This is a genomic window from Shewanella sp. Koi 1, from assembly GCF_052907445.1.
On the sequence record NZ_JBREJM010000001.1, the window covers coordinates 4813169 to 4831742 of the forward strand.

At 46.7% G+C, this 18574-nt stretch carries 14 protein-coding genes; 10 read left to right on the top strand and 4 right to left on the bottom strand.

Translation table 11 applies throughout. The annotated features are described in order from the left end of the window. The first annotated feature begins 27 nt into the window (after positions 1–27). Together glpE and glpG are read left to right on the top strand one after the other, a co-directional pair. Positions 28–333, top strand: coding sequence for a thiosulfate sulfurtransferase GlpE (glpE, locus tag ACUZ8J_RS21125; RefSeq protein ID WP_011718813.1), 306 nt, complete (start codon positions 28–30; stop codon positions 331–333). Then, complete coding sequence (gene glpG / locus ACUZ8J_RS21130) at positions 330–1172, top strand: rhomboid family intramembrane serine protease GlpG (RefSeq protein ID WP_446694880.1); 843 nt, start codon at positions 330–332, stop codon at positions 1170–1172. Before glpE ends, glpG begins: the two co-directional genes overlap by 4 nt. Positions 1173–1248: 76 nt before the next feature. Here the strand turns inward: glpG and elbB are convergent, their stop codons facing one another. Beyond that, positions 1249–1905, bottom strand: coding sequence for an isoprenoid biosynthesis glyoxalase ElbB (elbB, locus tag ACUZ8J_RS21135; RefSeq protein ID WP_011718815.1), 657 nt, complete (start codon positions 1903–1905; stop codon positions 1249–1251). 385 nt (positions 1906–2290) lie between these two features. Between elbB and polA the strand changes: the two genes are divergently transcribed. Beyond that, positions 2291–5059, top strand: coding sequence for a DNA polymerase I (gene polA, locus ACUZ8J_RS21140; RefSeq protein ID WP_446694881.1), 2769 nt, complete (start codon positions 2291–2293; stop codon positions 5057–5059). 963 nt (positions 5060–6022) lie between these two features. On the opposite strand, the gene yihA is transcribed toward polA, so the two are convergent. After that, the gene (yihA, locus tag ACUZ8J_RS21145) at positions 6023–6682 is read right to left on the bottom strand and encodes a ribosome biogenesis GTP-binding protein YihA/YsxC (RefSeq protein WP_011624627.1); all 660 of its coding nucleotides are present in this window, start codon (positions 6680–6682) and stop codon (positions 6023–6025) included. Positions 6683–6851: 169 nt separating this feature from the next. On the opposite strand from yihA, the gene ACUZ8J_RS21150 reads away from it, so the two are divergent. The 5 genes from ACUZ8J_RS21150 (at position 6852) to hemN (ending at position 11744) form a co-directional block, all read left to right on the top strand. Beyond that, complete coding sequence (locus ACUZ8J_RS21150; RefSeq protein ID WP_011624628.1) at positions 6852–7475, top strand: c-type cytochrome; 624 nt, start codon at positions 6852–6854, stop codon at positions 7473–7475. Positions 7476–8298: 823 nt separating this feature from the next. Further along, entirely contained in the window at positions 8299–8937 is a 639-nt protein-coding gene (locus tag ACUZ8J_RS21155; RefSeq protein WP_248967866.1) for a class I SAM-dependent methyltransferase, read from the top strand. 82 nt (positions 8938–9019) lie between these two features. Next, positions 9020–9574, top strand: a complete 555-nt coding sequence (gene yihI, locus ACUZ8J_RS21160) for a Der GTPase-activating protein YihI (protein WP_446694882.1) — start codon at positions 9020–9022, stop codon at positions 9572–9574. Between the two features lie 68 nt (positions 9575–9642). Next, positions 9643–10110, top strand: coding sequence for a DUF2489 domain-containing protein (locus ACUZ8J_RS21165; RefSeq protein ID WP_446694883.1), 468 nt, complete (start codon positions 9643–9645; stop codon positions 10108–10110). Positions 10111–10367: 257 nt separating this feature from the next. Further along, positions 10368–11744, top strand: a complete 1377-nt coding sequence (gene hemN, locus ACUZ8J_RS21170) for an oxygen-independent coproporphyrinogen III oxidase (RefSeq protein WP_446694884.1) — start codon at positions 10368–10370, stop codon at positions 11742–11744. A gap of 68 nt (positions 11745–11812) precedes the next feature. On the opposite strand, the gene add is transcribed toward hemN, so the two are convergent. Further along, positions 11813–12808 (bottom strand): adenosine deaminase, encoded by a 996-nt coding sequence (add, locus tag ACUZ8J_RS21175; protein ID WP_011718822.1) that lies wholly within the window; start codon positions 12806–12808, stop codon positions 11813–11815. Positions 12809–13019: 211 nt separating this feature from the next. On the opposite strand from add, the gene ACUZ8J_RS21180 reads away from it, so the two are divergent. Then, complete coding sequence (locus tag ACUZ8J_RS21180; RefSeq protein ID WP_446694885.1) at positions 13020–14825, top strand: DUF885 domain-containing protein; 1806 nt, start codon at positions 13020–13022, stop codon at positions 14823–14825. A gap of 102 nt (positions 14826–14927) precedes the next feature. Continuing rightward, complete coding sequence (locus ACUZ8J_RS21185) at positions 14928–15941, top strand: alpha/beta fold hydrolase (RefSeq protein ID WP_446694886.1); 1014 nt, start codon at positions 14928–14930, stop codon at positions 15939–15941. Here ACUZ8J_RS21185 and ACUZ8J_RS21190 read toward each other — a convergent pair. Beyond that, positions 15898–18348, bottom strand: a complete 2451-nt coding sequence (locus tag ACUZ8J_RS21190) for an EAL domain-containing protein (protein WP_446694887.1) — start codon at positions 18346–18348, stop codon at positions 15898–15900. The two genes, ACUZ8J_RS21185 and ACUZ8J_RS21190, sit on opposite strands and share 44 nt — an antisense overlap. Positions 18349–18574 lie beyond the last annotated feature (226 nt).

Sequence of the window (18574 nt, forward strand, 5' to 3'; positions counted from 1 at the left end):
CCCTTTTCAGTTATTTCAGGTTTTATTATGTCTTCCTTTAAACACCTTAGCGTTAATCAATTAGTGCAAATGACCGAGTCAAAGCCAGTGCAAATCGTCGATATTCGCGATGGTCACAGCTTTAACAACGGCCACATTGATGGCGCATTTAATTTGAATAACGAGAATCTGGCGCACTTTATTGGCCAAGCGGATATGGACAGTCCTTTAGTGGTGGTTTGCTACCATGGCATCAGCAGCCAAAATGCCGCGCAATATCTGTGTGAACAAGGCTTTGATGATGTCTATAGCCTAGATGGTGGCTTTAGCGCTTGGCATGAGGCCAATGCATGATAGAGATTGGCAGACTCCCCAACAGCAGAGCCGCGCAGGCCTTTGTCGATTACCTCAAAGGTGAACAGATAGACTGCCAGATTCAGCCATTGCCGCAGGGAGTCGCTATTCTGGTTATCCGCGATCAAGATGCCGAGCAAGCCCGTAAAGAGTTCGCCCATTTTATCGCTCATCCTTACGATAACAAATACTTACAAGCCTCGTGGGAGCATGGTGATACTCATACTAAGCTCGACTATGGCGCCCCTTCTTTACAGCTTTTTGCACAATTTATCACAGGTGCAGGCCCAGTTACTCTTATCATCTTTGGCCTCTGTGTACTGATTTATGCCGCGATGAATTTAGGCTTCGGTGGCCCGGTTTATGAAACGCTCTCCTATTTCGGTGCGGTGCCTGACACCAGTGTTAGTCAATTCTGGCGCGTGTTTACCCCAAGCCTGATGCACTTTTCGGCCATGCATATCATCTTCAACTTACTCTGGTGGTGGTATTTGGGTGGAAAAATCGAGACTCGCATAGGTACAGCCCCGCTGTTAATCCTGCTACTGGTCGCCGGTACTTTACCCAATGTCGTCCAATACTATGTTAGCGGCCCCAACTTTGGCGGGCTGTCGGGCGTAGTGTATGCCGTCGCCGGTTACACTTGGGTCATGGGGATCCGCAAACCCGCAGCAGGGATAGGTTTACCGCCCTCCTACATGGGATTTATGTTGATTTGGCTAGTGTTAGGCTTTACGGATTTCTTAGGCGTGTCAGTGGCAAATGGCGCCCATATTGGCGGATTACTGATAGGTCTCGCCCAAGGCTGGTTCGATAGTCGCAGTAAAGTCACTCGCTAACTTACCGCGATTGCTTCCATGCTCGATTAAAAAGCAGGGTAAGCCTTAAGGCTTACCCTGCTGCATTTAGGTGCCGTTACTTGGCCAACTCTAATACTTTGGCAACCAACTTCTCGATGCCAGAGTGCGCCTCGGCAATGTTCCCCGCCAGCATATAAGCGGGCGTGCTGACAATCTTATTCGCCTCATCCACCACGATATCATGCACAGTCGCCGCCTGATGATGGCCGCCCATCAGATTAAAGGCTGCGACCGTATCCACATCATTACCGATAGTGCCCTTAGCGCCGTGTCCATATAAACGCGGGATCATCATAGGCGCGATACAAATAAAGCCGACAGGCTTTTTCGCTAGAATAAATTCATTAATAAAATCAGTAACGAGTGGATTCACTTCACACTCACTGCCATTCGTGGCGAAGTTACACAGATTTTTCGCCGCCCCAAATCCGCCAGGGATAACCAGTGCATCGAAATCGGTAATATCGAGTTCGGTGGTTGCTTTTACTTCGCCACGGGCGATACGTGCCGATTCAACCAGCACATTTCGTGTCGCCGTCTTGTCTACTTCGCCCGTGAAGTGATTAACAACATGCATCTGATTGATATCAGGAGCAAAACATTGATATTGGGCCCCCGCTTTCGACAGAGATAATAACGTTAAAACCGATTCATGGATCTCTGTTCCATCGAAAACACCGCACCCACTGAGCAATACTGCGATTTTTTTCATTATAAATATCCTTCTTATGTCATTTGGTTTTAACAAACTGTAAACAAAATGGTTGATCTGCTTAAAAATCATGCTAACTTAGTTCGTCGAATCTAAGGGTCGGTGAAAATTAACGCAGCCTTTAGGTATTTTACGGAGTCAAGAAAAAATCCACAAATCAGGAAGATTTTTCAAGAAACAGTGTTGAACTCACACAAATATTTTAAAAATATAAAAATCAACAACTTAAAAATATCGCACCAAGCCGTAAACATCGCCATTATTCACAGTTGACTTTTTCACTCACAGAGTTATCCACAGGCTGAGAGTCAATTTGCCGTGGCTGAAATACCGTATCTGTGGCATGCTTACCGCCATCTAAGTCATCGATAAACGAAAATTACTTATGCCTACCATAGCCAATAACCCACTTGTCCTTGTGGATGGATCTTCTTATTTATATCGCGCCTATTATGCGCCTCCTCACCTGACAAACTCAAAGGGCGAAGCTACTGGTGCTGTTTATGGCGTAGTGAATATGCTCCGCAGCTTATTAAGCCGTTATCAACCTAGCCATATCGCTGTGGTGTTCGACGCTAAAGGCAAAACCTTCCGCAATGACTTATATGAAGAATACAAGGCACATCGCCCGCCTATGCCGGATGACCTGCGCTCACAAATTGAACCACTACACCGTATTATCCGTGCCTTAGGCCTGCCCTTAATCTCCATTCCTGGTGTTGAGGCGGACGATGTTATCGGCACAATCGCTCGCCAAGCGAGCCGCGAAAACCGCGCTGTACTCATCAGCACTGGTGATAAAGACATGGCGCAGCTGGTTGATGAAAATATCACGCTGATCAACACCATGACAGATACCATCATGGGCCCTGAAGAGGTTGCGGCTAAATATGGTGTTGGTCCAGACAGAATTATCGATTTCTTGGCGCTGATGGGCGACAAGGCAGATAACATTCCCGGTTTACCCGGCGTAGGCGAAAAAACCGCATTAGCTATGCTCACAGGGGCGGGCAGTGTCGCCAATTTGCTTGCAGAGCCCGAAAAAGTCACCGAATTAGGCTTTAGGGGCGCAAAAACCATGGCGGCGAAGATCATCGACAATGCCGATATGCTAAAGCTGTCCTATGAGCTTGCCACCATTAAAACCGATGTCGAGCTCGAACAGGATTGGCACGAACTTACCGCCAAACCCGCAGACAGGGATGAGCTGATCAAGTGCTACGGCGAAATGGAATTTAAACGCTGGCTTGCCGAAGTCTTAGATAATAAGGCGCCAACGACGGCCTCCGCAAAAGTTGAAACGGCCGAAACCCAAGAAGAATCAACGCCCAGCGTCACGATTGAAACTCAATACGATACGATTCTAACTGAAGCTCAACTCGATGAGTGGATTGCCAAACTCAAACAGGCACCATTAATGGCCGTGGATACCGAGACCACCAGCCTCGACTATATGGTTGCGGAATTGGTTGGTCTGTCCTTCGCCGTTGAAGCAGGTAAAGCCGCTTATCTACCTCTAACACACGATTATGTTGGCGCGCCTCAACAATTAGATAAACAGATTGCACTCGAAAAACTACGCCCGATACTCGAAGACGCCAAGATCAAAAAAGTCGGTCAAAACTTGAAATATGATATCAGCGTATTGGCCAATGCAGGCATACAACTCCAAGGCGTGGTATTCGACACTATGCTCGAATCCTATGTGTTTAACTCGATCGCATCACGCCATGATATGGATGGGTTGGCGCTTAAATACCTAGGCCATAAAAATATCGCCTTTGAAGATATCGCGGGCAAAGGTGCTAAACAGCTAACCTTCAATCAAATTCCGTTGGAAACAGCAGCGCCCTATGCGGCGGAAGATGCCGATATTACCCTACGCCTACATCAACATTTGTGGCCAAGACTCGAAAAAGAGACCGAATTAGCCTCGGTCTTTACCAATATTGAACTGCCGCTGATCCAAATACTGTCCGATATTGAACGCCAAGGTGTGTTTATCGATAGTATGTTGCTCGGCCAACAGAGTGATGAGCTTGCCCGTAAAATCGATGAGTTAGAAACAAAAGCTTATGATATTGCAGGTGAAAAATTCAATTTAAGCTCACCAAAGCAACTACAAGTGCTATTTTTTGAAAAGCTGGGTTATCCGGTCATCAAAAAGACCCCTAAGGGCGCCCCCTCTACCGCAGAAGAAGTGCTGGTTGAGTTGGCGCTGGATTTCCCTCTGCCGAAAGTGATCCTTGAACATAGAAGCCTGACCAAGTTAAAGAGTACTTACACCGACAAGCTCCCTTTAATGGTGAATGCTAAAACGGGCCGAGTGCACACAAGCTACCATCAGGCCAACGCCGCAACGGGGCGTTTATCCTCGAGCGAACCAAACCTACAGAATATACCTATCCGCACCGAGGAAGGTCGTCGTATTCGCCAAGCCTTTATTGCACCTCAAGGACGTAAGATTTTGGCCGCCGACTATTCGCAGATTGAATTACGGATCATGGCGCATTTATCCCAAGATGCGGGCTTACTCAAAGCCTTCGCCGAAGGCAAAGACATCCATAGAGCCACCGCCGCCGAAGTATTTGGCACCGACTTTGACAGCGTCACCTCGGAGCAGCGTCGCCGCGCCAAAGCCGTTAACTTTGGCCTTATCTATGGCATGTCCGCCTTTGGATTGGCGCGTCAGCTCGACATCCCCCGTAACGAGGCACAAACTTACATCGACACTTACTTCGCTCGCTATCCAGGCGTATTAAGGTATATGGAAGAAACACGAGCCAGTGCAGCAGAACTTGGCTATGTCTCTACGCTATTTGGGCGCCGCCTGTATTTACCTGAAATTCGCGACCGCAATGCAATGCGCCGCCAAGCCGCAGAAAGGGCCGCGATTAACGCCCCAATGCAAGGCACCGCCGCGGATATCATAAAAAAAGCCATGATCAGCATTGCCGATTGGATAAAAACCGATACCCAAGGTGAAATCGCCATGATCATGCAAGTCCACGACGAATTAGTATTCGAAGTCGATGCCGATAAAGCCGAAACACTCAAGCTCAAGGTGTGTGAACTCATGGCCAAAGCGGCCAATCTGGACGTGGAACTTCTGGCAGAAGCTGGTATTGGCGATAACTGGGACCAAGCCCACTAGCTTTCAAACGCTAGACTTTAACTTCTAACACTCGTTGCTGACTCGTACTAAGGCTCATCCATTATCGGATGGGCCTTTGTATTTGGTGCGGCTTTTAGGTGCCGCTAAACTCGACATCGCAGAGAACAAGAGTTTACTAAAGCGAATACCCTGATGGCTCCCCCCCTCAAGAGCGGGAAGCAGCATTCGACTCTCCATACAATACTCTCAGTCACTAAATGTAATCTCCCCTCAATTCTCGGCTCCAACGCCGCCATAAACACAACCAGCTATCCGCGTGACACTCCATACAAGCCTAAACAATCGTTCGCTGATGGATACAACCAAGAACAATCACCAAAATAGAGTAAAAACATTAAATCTGAAGAATTGATCAGTTCTGTACTAAAAATACGGTCAATTTAGCGAAATCAGTGGTTTAAATGTCTTTTGTGAAAATATCAGATCAAACGCTGCTGGTTTTTTCACCTAAAATTTGAGATCTACCGCACACAATTATAGCTTTTTCAAAAAAACTGTTTTCCATTTAAAGATAAATAGCGTATTATTCTCTGCGTAGGGTACAGAGGTTAAGATGTTCTATCTTTCAGACCTTTATTTCACTTATAGTGACGAGCCAAATTCTGGCGCCCCAGCAACTTGTTTGCTGGGGCTTTTTTTTGCTCTTTTTTCGGTCTAGGGATGATTTCAACAAAGGCGAGTAAATTTTAGAGTATTTACTTTAATAAAAGGTAAATTCGATGTATGCTGTCTTCATTGAGAACCATTGAAGGTAATTTGATGGTGCTTGAGTCTTGTTGAATTTAGCTTCTCCCCAAAAGAGCTAAAATTTTGGCCGGTGACTAATGTTATCGGCTATTTTTTTGCCCAAAATTTGCGGGGTGAAATCGATGTTTTATAAGGGGATATTGCAGGGGAAGATGGCCGAATGCGCTAATGGCATCCGACCATAAAGCAAAAGGCTTACTCAGCGTCGTCTTGGTTTTCTAACTCATCGGCCAACCATTGCGGATGACACCATTCATTTAAGATACTAAGCACTTTAGGTTTGCCCGTGCCCTTGAGCGCAGAAAAAGGCTCAACCTGTACCCAATCACCAAACTCAACCAGCGCTTTACGCACTTCGTTCACGGTTTTCATCTTCGCGCTTTGCGCCAATTTATCGGACTTAGTCAGTAATGCGAGTACTGGAATTTCACTCGCAACCGCCCATTCGATCATCTGCATATCCAAATCTTTCAACGGATGACGAATATCCATCAATACCACAACGCCACTTAAGCACGCACGCTTCTGCAAATATTCGCCGAGGGATTGTTGCCACTTTAATTTCATGGCTAAAGGCACTTGGGCAAAGCCGTAACCCGGTAAATCGACTAATCGGCGCTGCGCATCGAGTTCAAATACGTTAATAAGCTGAGTGCGCCCCGGGGTTTTACTGGTACGCGCTAAGTTTTTCTGCTCAGTTAATGCATTGAGCGCACTCGATTTTCCGGCATTAGAGCGACCAGCAAAAGCAATCTCAACACCAACGTCGCCGGGCAGATATTGATCCAAATGTGCAATGTCAGGTGCACTGATTAAAAACTTCGCCCTGCGAAAATCTATATGAGATTCAGTCACTATTTACTCCAATATATTTACTGCGCAATACCATAATTTATGAAGAATTGCTTACTTTTCCACGTTTTCGTGTAAAATATTACCCCGATCACATTAAACATATTTTACCACGCTTGCGGGTCACCCTAGTAAGCTCAGGATAATAATCTTAACCAGAAGTTGGAACGCCATGAAAAAGTTAGCTCTTGCGCTGTCTGTTGTAGTTGCCGCCATATCTTCACCTGCGATTGCTGAAGGTAATGCTGAAGCGGGAAAAACTAAAGTTATCGTTTGTTCTGCCTGTCACGGCATGGACGGTAACAGTATGATCGATATGTACCCTAAGCTTGCGGGCCAACACGCCACATACCTCCAAAAGCAACTACATGATTTCCGTAGTGCAGCGCAATCTGGCGGTAAAGATGGTCGTATGGATCCTATCATGAGTGGTATGGCAATGCCTCTAAGCGATCAAGATATTCTTGATATCAGCGCTTATTTCTCTAGCCAAGCAATCCAAGTTGCTGAAGCGAAAGATGTTCCTGAGCTAGGTGCAAAACTTTACAAAGGTGGCGATGTATCACGCGGCATCACAGCTTGTATGGCATGTCATGGTCCAGATGCTAAAGGTGCTGAATCAGCAGGTTTCCCTGCATTAGCCGGTCAACACGCTAACTACATCAAGATCCAACTGACTAAGTTCCGTGATGCAGGTCGCCACAACGATCTCAACGGCATGATGCAAGATGTCGCGAAAAAGTTAAGCGACAGTGATATCGAAGCATTATCTAAGTACATTGCTAGCCTGAAATAAGTTTTAGCGATAAAAAAGGGTGCACTGTCACCCTTTTTTATCGCCACAAAGTTTACGTTAACGTAAACTGATAAAGATTCATGCTTGACATAGATCACAGATTTGGGTTTAATAAGCTCCGTACCGAGATAAACCCATCTGTTTGTACAAATAAATTAATAATAACTTGCAGATTTCGGTATAATTAACATTCAAGATATAAGAATAAAGACTCTCAATAACAATAATATAACTAAGACCACTCTCTAATAATAATAAGAGCAGTGATTTCGCCTTGAAATCCCGGTCAGTACATTTTTGTAAGGGATGGCCGATAACGCCAATTTGCGATAAGCAAATCGCCTTACACTCAGGGTAACTTGCCCCATCAGGACACAGTTTGAATGATTCAAACTGTAGCAAAGGAAGCTAATAGCTTTGGATGCACTGGCTGGAAGCTTGTTATCACTGGAAGGTACTTCAAGCAACATGGATGGTTAACTTAACGTCATTGATGACGCTGTAATAAAGATGTGTCTTGAGACCATCTACGGAAACTGTGGTCTGGATGGCGACAGAAACTAATTAAGTGTCTGGAAGACCGATAACTAAAATGATGCAGGGAAAGCAGTAAAAAAAAGAAGGATACCGACCGGGAAAGTCGCATAGCAAGTAAGGATACTTGGAATCAGAATAGGGTGCAAAATGCACCGTTTGTAAGGCGGCAGTTTAACTGCCGCCTTTTTTCTTTGTGATTATCCACCAGCATACATCCAGCACCGAAAGTGCACTTCCGCAATATAATTGTTACAATCAAGACCTTAATACTTTTCTAGTTGACTCAATGCGCAGATGTCCCCTTTGTCATAGCACGCAAACACTGTTGCTCCTTCAGGACAAGAAACGGTGTTTTTATGTTTGCCAGACATGCGGACTCACCTTTGCAGACGCAAATAGCCATCTTCCTCCCGCGGCAGAAAAACAGCGTTATGGCCGTTCGCGGATTGCCGCCAAACAGCGCCAACTCTCGCAATTCATTTTACCGCTACTAGAACAAATACAATTGCAGCAAAAAGGTAGCCTTACGGGCTTAAATTTTGGACGCGTGTTAGATCAAACCAGTCTGGCGACCATTGAATCGGCGGGACACACTTTCAAGCAGTATGATCCTTTCTTCGCACCCGACCACGAAACGCTTAAGCAAGAGTATGATTTTATTTGCTGCTACCGAGTCTTTGAGCATTTTCAGCACCCCAGTAGAGAATGGAGTTTACTGACCCGTTTACTCAAATCGGGTGGCTGGTTAGCGATTAGCACCCCCTTATTAATTGATTTAGAAGGCTTTGCTAAATGGCATTATAAAAACAATCTCACTCATGTGAGTTTTTACCAAAGACAAACCTTTGAATACCTAGCGAGTCATAGCGATTTTGAACTATTATTTGCCGCGAAAGACCTCGTTTTGATGCAAAAAACATCATAATCTGGTATAACAGCCGACCGAATTTAGTACCGAGTCGATCCCGTATCGGCTAGGCCACACGTTGTAAACAATTGAGAAAATCATGTCTCGTAGCAAGAAAACACGCAAGGGCGGCGATAATAGCCCTAAATTACAGCCAAGAGTGAAAAAGCAGGACCGTGCAGAAGTCACAGGCAAGCGCGCCGAAAAGGGCAATAAGTCTGGCAGTCGTCATAATGAAGCGCTTATCAATGCTCAAGCACCACAGAAAAAGGCTGCTCAGAGCAAAGATCCTCGCCATGGCAGCAAAAAGCCTGTGGCATTGGCTTTACCAACTGCAACAGAAAAGCCTGCCACACCAAAAGTTAAGCAACCCAAGTTAACCGATGAGCAAAAACTGCTGAAGTTGGAAGAAGATCCAAGACTGAACCAGTTGCTCGATATGCTGGAAGAAGGCCGTAACTTAAGCAATGACGACCAACAATGGTTAGATCAGCAGCTGAATAAGATTGAAGCCCTGATGATTAAATTGGGTATCAGCGATGAGCTAGAAGATGAAGCGCCAGCGAAAAAATCAAAAGTCGATTCAGATGATGACCTGTTTGATCGCTTTGAATCTGGTGCCGAACTGCTAAAAGATTATCAAGATAAGTTTTAAATCTTAGAATATGCATAAAAACAAAGCGCTCAGCCTTTGTTTTTATGCAGTCTAAACAAGGAGTTTACGTGTCCACCACTCTTATCCTGCTTGGTTTTATCATCATTGTTGCCCTCAGTAGCTACGCCACCTTCTTACTCCTCAAACTCAAGCAACAGCAACAACGCCAACAGGCGCTCACTGCCGAGCGTGAAGCTGCGGCTAACGCGAAGCGCGCCCAAGTGCTCGAAGATATTCGTTATATCGCCACCGCAATGATTGATGACCGCTGCGAAATCTCCGAAGGCGTGGTGAGAATTGGCCGTTTATTTGAAATTTTATCCTTAAGCGAGCGGGTTGCGCCTGAGTTCCCAGCATTCTTCCAACACTTTGAGCTGATTAAAGATCACCCGATTATGGAAGCTCGCCAAGCCCTGCCGAAGCAAGAGCGGATGAAGCTCGATTTTGTCCGCATGAAATCTGAAGCAGAACTGGCCGAAGGCATTACCGCCGATGCCAAAAAGCTCTCCAGTTATCAGTTAAAAGCCCCACATTAAGCTGACCACATTAGCCTCAAGGTCAAACCTAGGCTTTGGGGCTCAATCTCTCCCGCATTTCTTTTCCCACACAGAGTACGGCTTCACGTGAGCCTGTGCACAAAACCTCCAAAAAACAACAGACATTGGCTCCTTTTTCATAGATATTGCGTAACTTCTAAAAGGACAGACATCATTTTTACAACCTAGATCAAGGTTATTTGGCTAAGAACCTTGCATACTTCGCTTGTTGCTAATTTACCCTCGGAGGACACGCCTTGAAGCAGCCCACTCAGATAAGCTGGGATCAGTCGATGATCGAAAAATATAACTACAGCGGTCCCCGTTACACTTCTTACCCAACGGCGCTGGAGTTCGATGATTCATTCACTGAACAAAACCTGTTAACGGCGATTGAAAACAGTAAGAGTGACAAACTGTCGCTGTATATTCATATCCCCTTCTGCGCCAAACTTTGCTACTACTGTGGCTGTAATAAAGTTATCACTCGCCACGCCCACAAGGCCGATCAATATATCGAGTATTTGAGCCACGAAATTATCAAGCGCGCTCCGCTGTTTAAGCACTACACAGTCACCCAAATGCACTGGGGCGGCGGCACGCCAACCTTCTTAAATCCTGAGCAAATTCTGAAGTTAACCGACTTAATCAAGGCTAACTTTAACTTTGCCGCTGAAGGTGAGTTCTCTATCGAAGTTGACCCCCGTGAAATTGAGCTTTCAATGCTCGATACCTTAAAAGAAGCGGGCTTTAACCGCATTTCTATCGGGGTGCAGGACTTCAATAAAGAAGTACAAGTCGCGGTTAACCGTGAGCAGGACGAGCAATTTATTTTCGATTTAATGGCCAAAGCCAAGGCCATGGGATTTGTCTCAACCAATATCGACTTGATTTACGGTCTGCCACATCAGACACCCGAAACATTCGCCGCCACCATGCAGCGCGTGTTAGACCTGTCGCCCGATCGTCTATCTGTGTTCAACTATGCCCACTTACCTGCACGTTTTGCCGCGCAGCGTAAGATTAAAGATGAACATTTACCTTCGCCAAAACAAAAGCTTGAGATGTTGCATCAAACTATCGAGACTTTAACTGGCGCGGGTTATCAATACATTGGTATGGACCACTTCGCGAAGCCTGACGATGAGCTGGCTAAGTTACAGCGCGAAGGCAAACTGCACCGCAACTTCCAGGGTTATACCACCCAAGAAGAATGCGACTTGCTTGGCCTTGGCGTGTCTTCAATCAGTCAAATTGGCGATTGTTATGCGCAAAACCAGAAGGATATTCGTCCTTACTACGAAGCCATCGACAACGACGGACATGCGCTGTGGAAAGGCTGTAGCCTGAACCGTGACGACGAAATCCGCCGTGTCGTGATCAAACAGCTGATCTGCCACTTCGATTTAGATATGGCAAAAATGGACGAAAAACTGGGGATTAAGTTCGAGGAATACTTCGCCGAAGACTTAAAACTGCTGCAAACCTTTATCGACGATAAGTTAGTCGACGTCACCGACAGAAAGATCACCATCAGTCCCACAGGCCGTCTGTTGATCCGCAATATCTGTATGTGCTTCGACCTTTACTACCGTCAAAAAGCGCGTCAACAACAGTTCTCCCGTGTGATCTAACACAGACGCATCTCCAATAAAAAAATCCGACTCAAGTGTCGGATTTTTTATTTGGAAAAGCTACTTACTTAAGCTTTCGCCGCATACAGCGCCTTGCGCTCACTCTCGGATAAAAATGCCATTTCCACCCCATTGCGTTGCACCTGAGCCAGCTCTGCATCGCTTAGACCTAGTTCAGACTTAGCAATGCGGTACTCATGCTTGATATCAATCGCACTCACGCCTGGATCATCGGTGTTAAGGCTTATCAACACACCAGCATCCATAAAGGTTCTGAAGGGATGTTCTGCATAGGAAGACACAGTCGACGTGTGCAGGTTGCTGGTAGGGCAAGATTCGATACCGATACGGTGTTTAGCGAGATATTCCATCAGCTTAGGATCGTGAATCGCATTCACACCATGGCCGATACGTGTCGCCCCCAGCTCCTGAATCGCTTGCCACATACTTTGTGAACCCGCCGCTTCCCCCGCATGGGCGGTAATGGCTAAGCCCGCGTCTCGTACTCGCTTAAAATGCTCGTTAAACAATTCGCCAGGGAAACCTAGCTCATCGCCGGCTAAATCCATCGCGACTAAATGCTGTTTATGGGCGAGTAAGCCTTCAAGCTCCTGAGTACAAGCGGCTTGTCCGAAAGAGCGCGACATAATCCCGATAAGATTGATTTTAACTTGGTAATCTTTCAGACCGGCTTTTACCCCATCGATAACCGCTTCAACCACACCTTCAATCGGTAGCTTATGGTTCATCGCCATGTAATATGGACTAAAACGCAGCTCCGCATAATCAAGGCCAGATAACGCCGCATCCGCCACGTTTTCATAGGCGACACGTTTTACCGCATCTAAATCAGCGAGAACTGCCACCATCCAGTCAAGCTTCTTCAAGAAGGCGACTAAGCTGGTTTCTTTCCCCTGAATTTGTACAAATGGCGCGAGAGTCTCTAAAGAATCGGCAGGCAAAGCAATGCCGTGTTGATGTCCGAGTTCCCAAATGGTGTTCACTCGCACGTTACCATCTAAGTGACGATGCAAATCCACCAATGGAATGGATGTATTGATCATAATTAACCCCTATGTGAACTACCCAGCCAATGCTTTTGTTATTTGGTCTAGGGCGGATCCTAAGTTTAACACGCATTCTTTGGTGGCACTTAGCTAAGGGCGGGATTTAAATTCACATTCAGTCACAATTCTGCTTAATATACGTACAACAATCTGGGGTAAACCTCAGGCATAATGAGTTCAATAACAACGAAAATATCCGAGATAAATCATGCATAAACTCTTTACCCCAAGCTTACTGATTTGCGCACTTAGTGCCTGTAGCGCGGTTCAGCCCCCAATCGAATCCACCAAACAAACAACGGTAGCCGTTGCGCAGTCCACGGCCAAGACTATGGCCCCAGCACTGCAAGCAATTGTGGATCAAAGTTGGCAACTCCAACTCAGTGCCAGCCCTGAAATGGCCTATGGAATGGGGGATAAGAGTGCTGCGGGTAAACTGCAAGATCTGTCTCCCGAAGCCTTAGCTAAGCTCAATCAGGGACAAATGGCCATTCTCGCCCAATTGAAAGCACTGGATCGCAGCAAGCTGAGTAAAGAGGATAAAATCAACGCCCAAATCCTCGAAGATCAGATCCAAAACGAGGTCGACCTGTATAAATACAAGGATTACTACCTGCCGATCACCGCAGAGAGTGGCTTCCACGCCTATATATCTTCCATTGCGCAAGGGCGGTTCAATACCCTAGAGGATTACCAAAACTACCTAGGCAAGCTCAAGGCGCTACCGACCTATTTTGCCCAGCAAACCCATTGGTTAAAACAAGGACTAAAGGAAGGTATTACACCGCCTAAAGCCACGCTCAAGGGATTTGAAAACAGCATTAGTGCTTACATCTTACCGGTAGAGAAAAGCGGTTATTTCAAGCCTTTTACTCAATACCCAAGCCACTTTACTGAGGCGCAAAAAGCGCAACTGACCCAAGAAGGCCGAGCATCGGTCGAGCAGAATGTGCTCCCAACCTATCAGGCTTTTTATGATTTTATGACTCAGGAGTATATGCCCAACACTCGGGAAAATATTGCCGCCAACAGCTTACCCGATGGTGATGCCTTCTATGAGAACCGCGTTCGTTACTACACAACCTTAAATATGACCTCGGCCGAAGTGCACGAACTCGGTTTAAAAGAAGTAAAACGTATCCGCCAGGAAATGGAGCAAGTCATTAAGTCTGTTGGCTTTAAAGGCAGCTTTGCCGACTTTTTACATTTCTTAAGAACCGATCCCCAGTTTTACACCACCAGTGCGGATCAGCTCCTGAAAGAAGCAGCCTTTATTGCCAAAAAAGCCGATGCCATGTTGCCCAAATATTTTGGTAAATTGCCGCGAAAACCCTATGGTATCGCGCCGGTGCCGGCCGAAATCGCTCCTAAATACACCTCAGGCCGTTATTCTGGCTCTAATCGTGACGACGAGCCGGGTTACTACTGGGTTAATACCTACGCCTTAGATAAGCGTCCGCTCTATGAACTCGAAGCGCTAACGCTGCACGAAGCTGTGCCCGGGCATCATCTGCAGATTTCACTCAACTCCGAACTGAGCTCATTGCCCGATTTTCGTCGCTACAGCTATATTTCCGCCTTTGGTGAAGGTTGGGGATTGTATAGCGAATACTTAGGCTTAGAAGCGGGATTCTATCAAGACCCTTACAGTAACTTTGGTCGTCTGACCTATGAGATGTGGCGCGCCGCTCGTCTCGTTGTCGATACGGGGATGCACGCCCAAGGTTGGAGCCGAGAACAAGCCATCGAATTTATGGCGAGCAACACGGCGTTATCGCTCCACAATGTGACGACTGAGATTGACCGTTACATTACCTGGCCAGGACAAGCGCTCTCCTACAAAATTGGTGAGCTCACCATTAAACGCCTACGCGCGAAAGCCGAGCAAGCCTTAGGCGATAAATTTGATATTCGCGCCTTCCACGACGCGGTATTAGAAAATGGTTCTGTGCCTATGTCGGTGCTGGAGCAACAAATTAACGACTTTATCGAAGCGCAAAAAACCGCGATTTAAGCTCATCCCAAGGGAGCGGGTATTTTCCTGCTCCCTTTCCTGCCCACCCCAGTTCTCTGATACACTCTAGCAAACCTTTTTGCCCGAGATGTGCGACAGAGTATGAGCCAAACGCCCCTAAACTTTCCAAGGGAAGAGTTTTCCAAGGTAGCTTTTTCAACGGAACACGATTTAAATACTTCTGAACAGCAAGCCTTCTGGCAAACCGTTGTCCAAGACACACTCAAAACGCCCGATGGATTAACCTTGGCCTACATGATGGTCAAGCATCCCAAGGCCCATGCCAGCATAGTCATCAGCAGTGGCCGGGTTGAGTCCTACTTAAAGTATCAAGAACTCGTTTTTGATTTGTACCAGCAAGGCTATTCAGTATTTGCTATCGATCACCGCGGCCAGGGATTGTCGAGCCGCATGACGGCTAATCCCCATCAAGGCCACGTGCGGCGGTTCAACGACTATATCGACGACTTTGCCCTGTTTATGCAAACAGTTGTACTCAAACATGCCACTTCGCCACTGTTTTTGCTCGGGCATTCTATGGGTGGCGCCATCGGTACCTTGTATCTCAAACAACATCCGGATGTGTTTACGGCGGCGGCATTCTCAGCCCCCATGTATGGCATTAAGTTACCTATGCCGAAAGGGTTTGTCCGTTGGCTTGCGAGTAAACTCGATGCCAGTCTCAACGGCGGGGAACCTAACTATGTCCTCAGCGGGCAAAACTATAAGGCTGCTCCCTTTAAGGGCAATGATCTCACCCACTGTCAGAGTCGTTATCAAGCCTACCGAGAGTTGTACGATGCGGCGCCAAAGCTGCAATTAGGCTCACCCACTAACCGCTGGTTAACTGAATCCTTAGATGCAGCCGATGCCTGTGTATTGGCCACAGCACATATCCGTACGCCTATTCTGATCCTGCAAGCCAGTGAAGATAAGATCATCGACAATGCCGCACAAAATCTGGCGGTAAGCTCAAATTGCCAATTAAAAGTGATTGCAGGGGCTGCCCATGAGATTTTTATGGAGAAAGATAGCTACCGTAATCAAGCGCTTAATTACGCGCTCGACTTTTTTAAACGCTACGCAACAAGGGACGTGGACAAACAAGCTGTTTAAAGTCATTAACACTTAAGGCACGCGCAATATTGTATCCTTGGAAGTGGGTGCAACCTAACTGGCTAAAGAGTTGTTGTTGCTGTGGTGACTCGACACCTTTGGCCACGATAGACAAGTTAAAGGCTTGTATCGACTGAATCAGCGCTTGGCTCCAACTCGTATCAGTCGTTAAGTTAGTGGCACAATGTAAATCGAGTTTCACCTCATTCAAGGGATAGTGACGCAAGCAACTCAAGGCGCCCTGTCCCGCACCAAAGTTATCTAATGTTATCGCAATTCCAGCTTCTGTGAGCAGACTGATCCTCGGCTGAATAAAGGAGGCTGATGTTAGTAATGCACTCTCGGTTAACTCAATCCCCAGCTGATTCTCATCCAGCTCATAGCGGCGGGTTAAGGCAACTAATTGCTCGACGAAATCAGCTTGGCAGAAAGAGAGGGTACTGATATTCAGAGTTAAACGTGGCAGGTTAATGCCCTGCTGTTTAAATTGCTTAATCAACTGGCAAACGCGCGTAGCCACATTTAAATCGAGTGATGCAATCAGACCATGGCGCTCGGCGAGGCCAATAAACTTCGCGACGGGGATAATATCACCGTTGGCTAAATGCCAACGGGATAAGACTTCGGCAGCGACTATCTTACCTTGCATATCCACAACTGGCTGGAACATCAATGACAACTGATTGTCTGTAATCGCATGCTCTAATGCTTGGCATAACGACAATTCAGGATCTTGAATATGTTCTAAATCAGGATGATAGAAGGCACAGCCGGCCTGCTCGAATGAATGAGCATGTTGCAGCGCCAATTCGGCGCGGCGCAGTGCAATTTCGGGAGCGAGGGTTTCAACCGAATCTAATAAACAAATACCAATATCAGCATTGAAGCTGACACTTTGCTCGCCTTGATGGAATGGACGCGTCGTCATATGCCTTAACTCGGTAGCTAAAGCCAAGGCTCTGCGCCCAGCCATCGTAGCGTCAGCCGCCAATTCTTTGGTCAAAATGGCAAAACGCCCAAGCTCGATATGGGATACCAGAATATTTTCAGCAAAATAACTTGAGAGCCTCGCATTCAATTGCGACAACAAGCGCTCAAGTTCGTGGGGTGTGAGCGTATCGCTAACAGTATGAGTTTCCACATTGAGTAACAATAACGCGCCCCAATGACCTGCGCTGGGTCGTTGGCTGAGATATTGAGATAACTGCTGCATAAAAGCTTTGGGCAGCATTCTATCGCCTGTCTCAGACTGCTTAACCAACTCGGCGATAGCGGCATGGTTTCGCTCACTTTCAGACACATCCACATGAATACCGATCATACGAGTGGGGCGACCGAGGTGATCCCAATCAACCAACATGCCACGGTCAAATACCCAGACATAATGGCCATCGCGGTGCAGTAAACGATGCACACTCTCAAATTCTTTTGTCTTGCCGCTGACGTATTCCTGCAGGCAGTCCAGCACGCTTTGTCTATCATCGGGATGCAAACGGCTCTCCCAAGTCTGGAAAGCGCCTTCGAGTTCGTCGGGCTGATAGCCAATCATTTCCTTCCAGCGATCAGACAAAAACACCTCGCCAGTCCGAATATCCCAATCCCAAATACCGTTACGCGAGCCTTCGACCGCAAACAACCAACGTTGCTCACTGTCATTGAGCTGCTTAACAGCTCGCGCTAAGCGCTCATGAACCTGTTGCAGACTTGTCTGTAGGGATAAAACCTCGGACGCGCTCCAAGGCACTTGAGTTGTAAACTCGGGAGTTCCAACGTGTTTGGCCGATTGACTCAACATCTTGAATGGGCGGATCAGCAGATAATATAAAACGAAGGTAAAACCGATTAGCAGCAGAGCACCGAGCCCCCAGACACGCATAAATCGTTGTTGTAGCTCAGTTGAAGCCCTCGCAACCAGAGGTGCTAAATCCGACTCGAGATAGACTAGCTCTGTAGCGCCGGGATATTGAGCTTCCACAGGATAATAAGCTTGAATAGACAACCGCTCAGGATTCACCAAAATGCTCGCTTGACCGGATTGCACCACCGCATGATGCTTAACTACATCATATCCATCGATAACCTCGATGGCATTGCTATCACGCCAAACGGTATGATTTGCAAAGCGGATCCGACTATTTGCGTCCAGTAAGATATAAACCATGACGTTCATATCTAAGGTTGCCAGAGAGACTTCCTGCTCGATCCGTTCTATGTCTTGTAATGCTTGCGCCGATTGCACCACGGCTTGCATACGCAATAACTGCTGCTTGATCTGGCTGACTTGGCGATCGGCTAATTCATTACGCACCAACTCACTCTCATAAAAATACTCAGCCGTCACTAACACTAAATACAGTGCCAGCATACATGCAGGTATCAATACGGCGAGCGAGAGTTTGCGAAGCATGGGTAGCCAAATATCTTCAATAAAGAAATGGACGCCTCGTATGCTAACGGGAAACCGATGACTAAGCAAAAAGACTTAACATAAGTGCCGCTATTTTAGACTAAATAATAGAATCTACGGGATTAGAGCTGGGCATCTAGACTCAACACAAGCTTGAAGAATTGAATCTTGAAATGGCAAACGCGAAAAACAAAAAAGCCAGCTTATTCAGCTGGCTTCTTCGTTT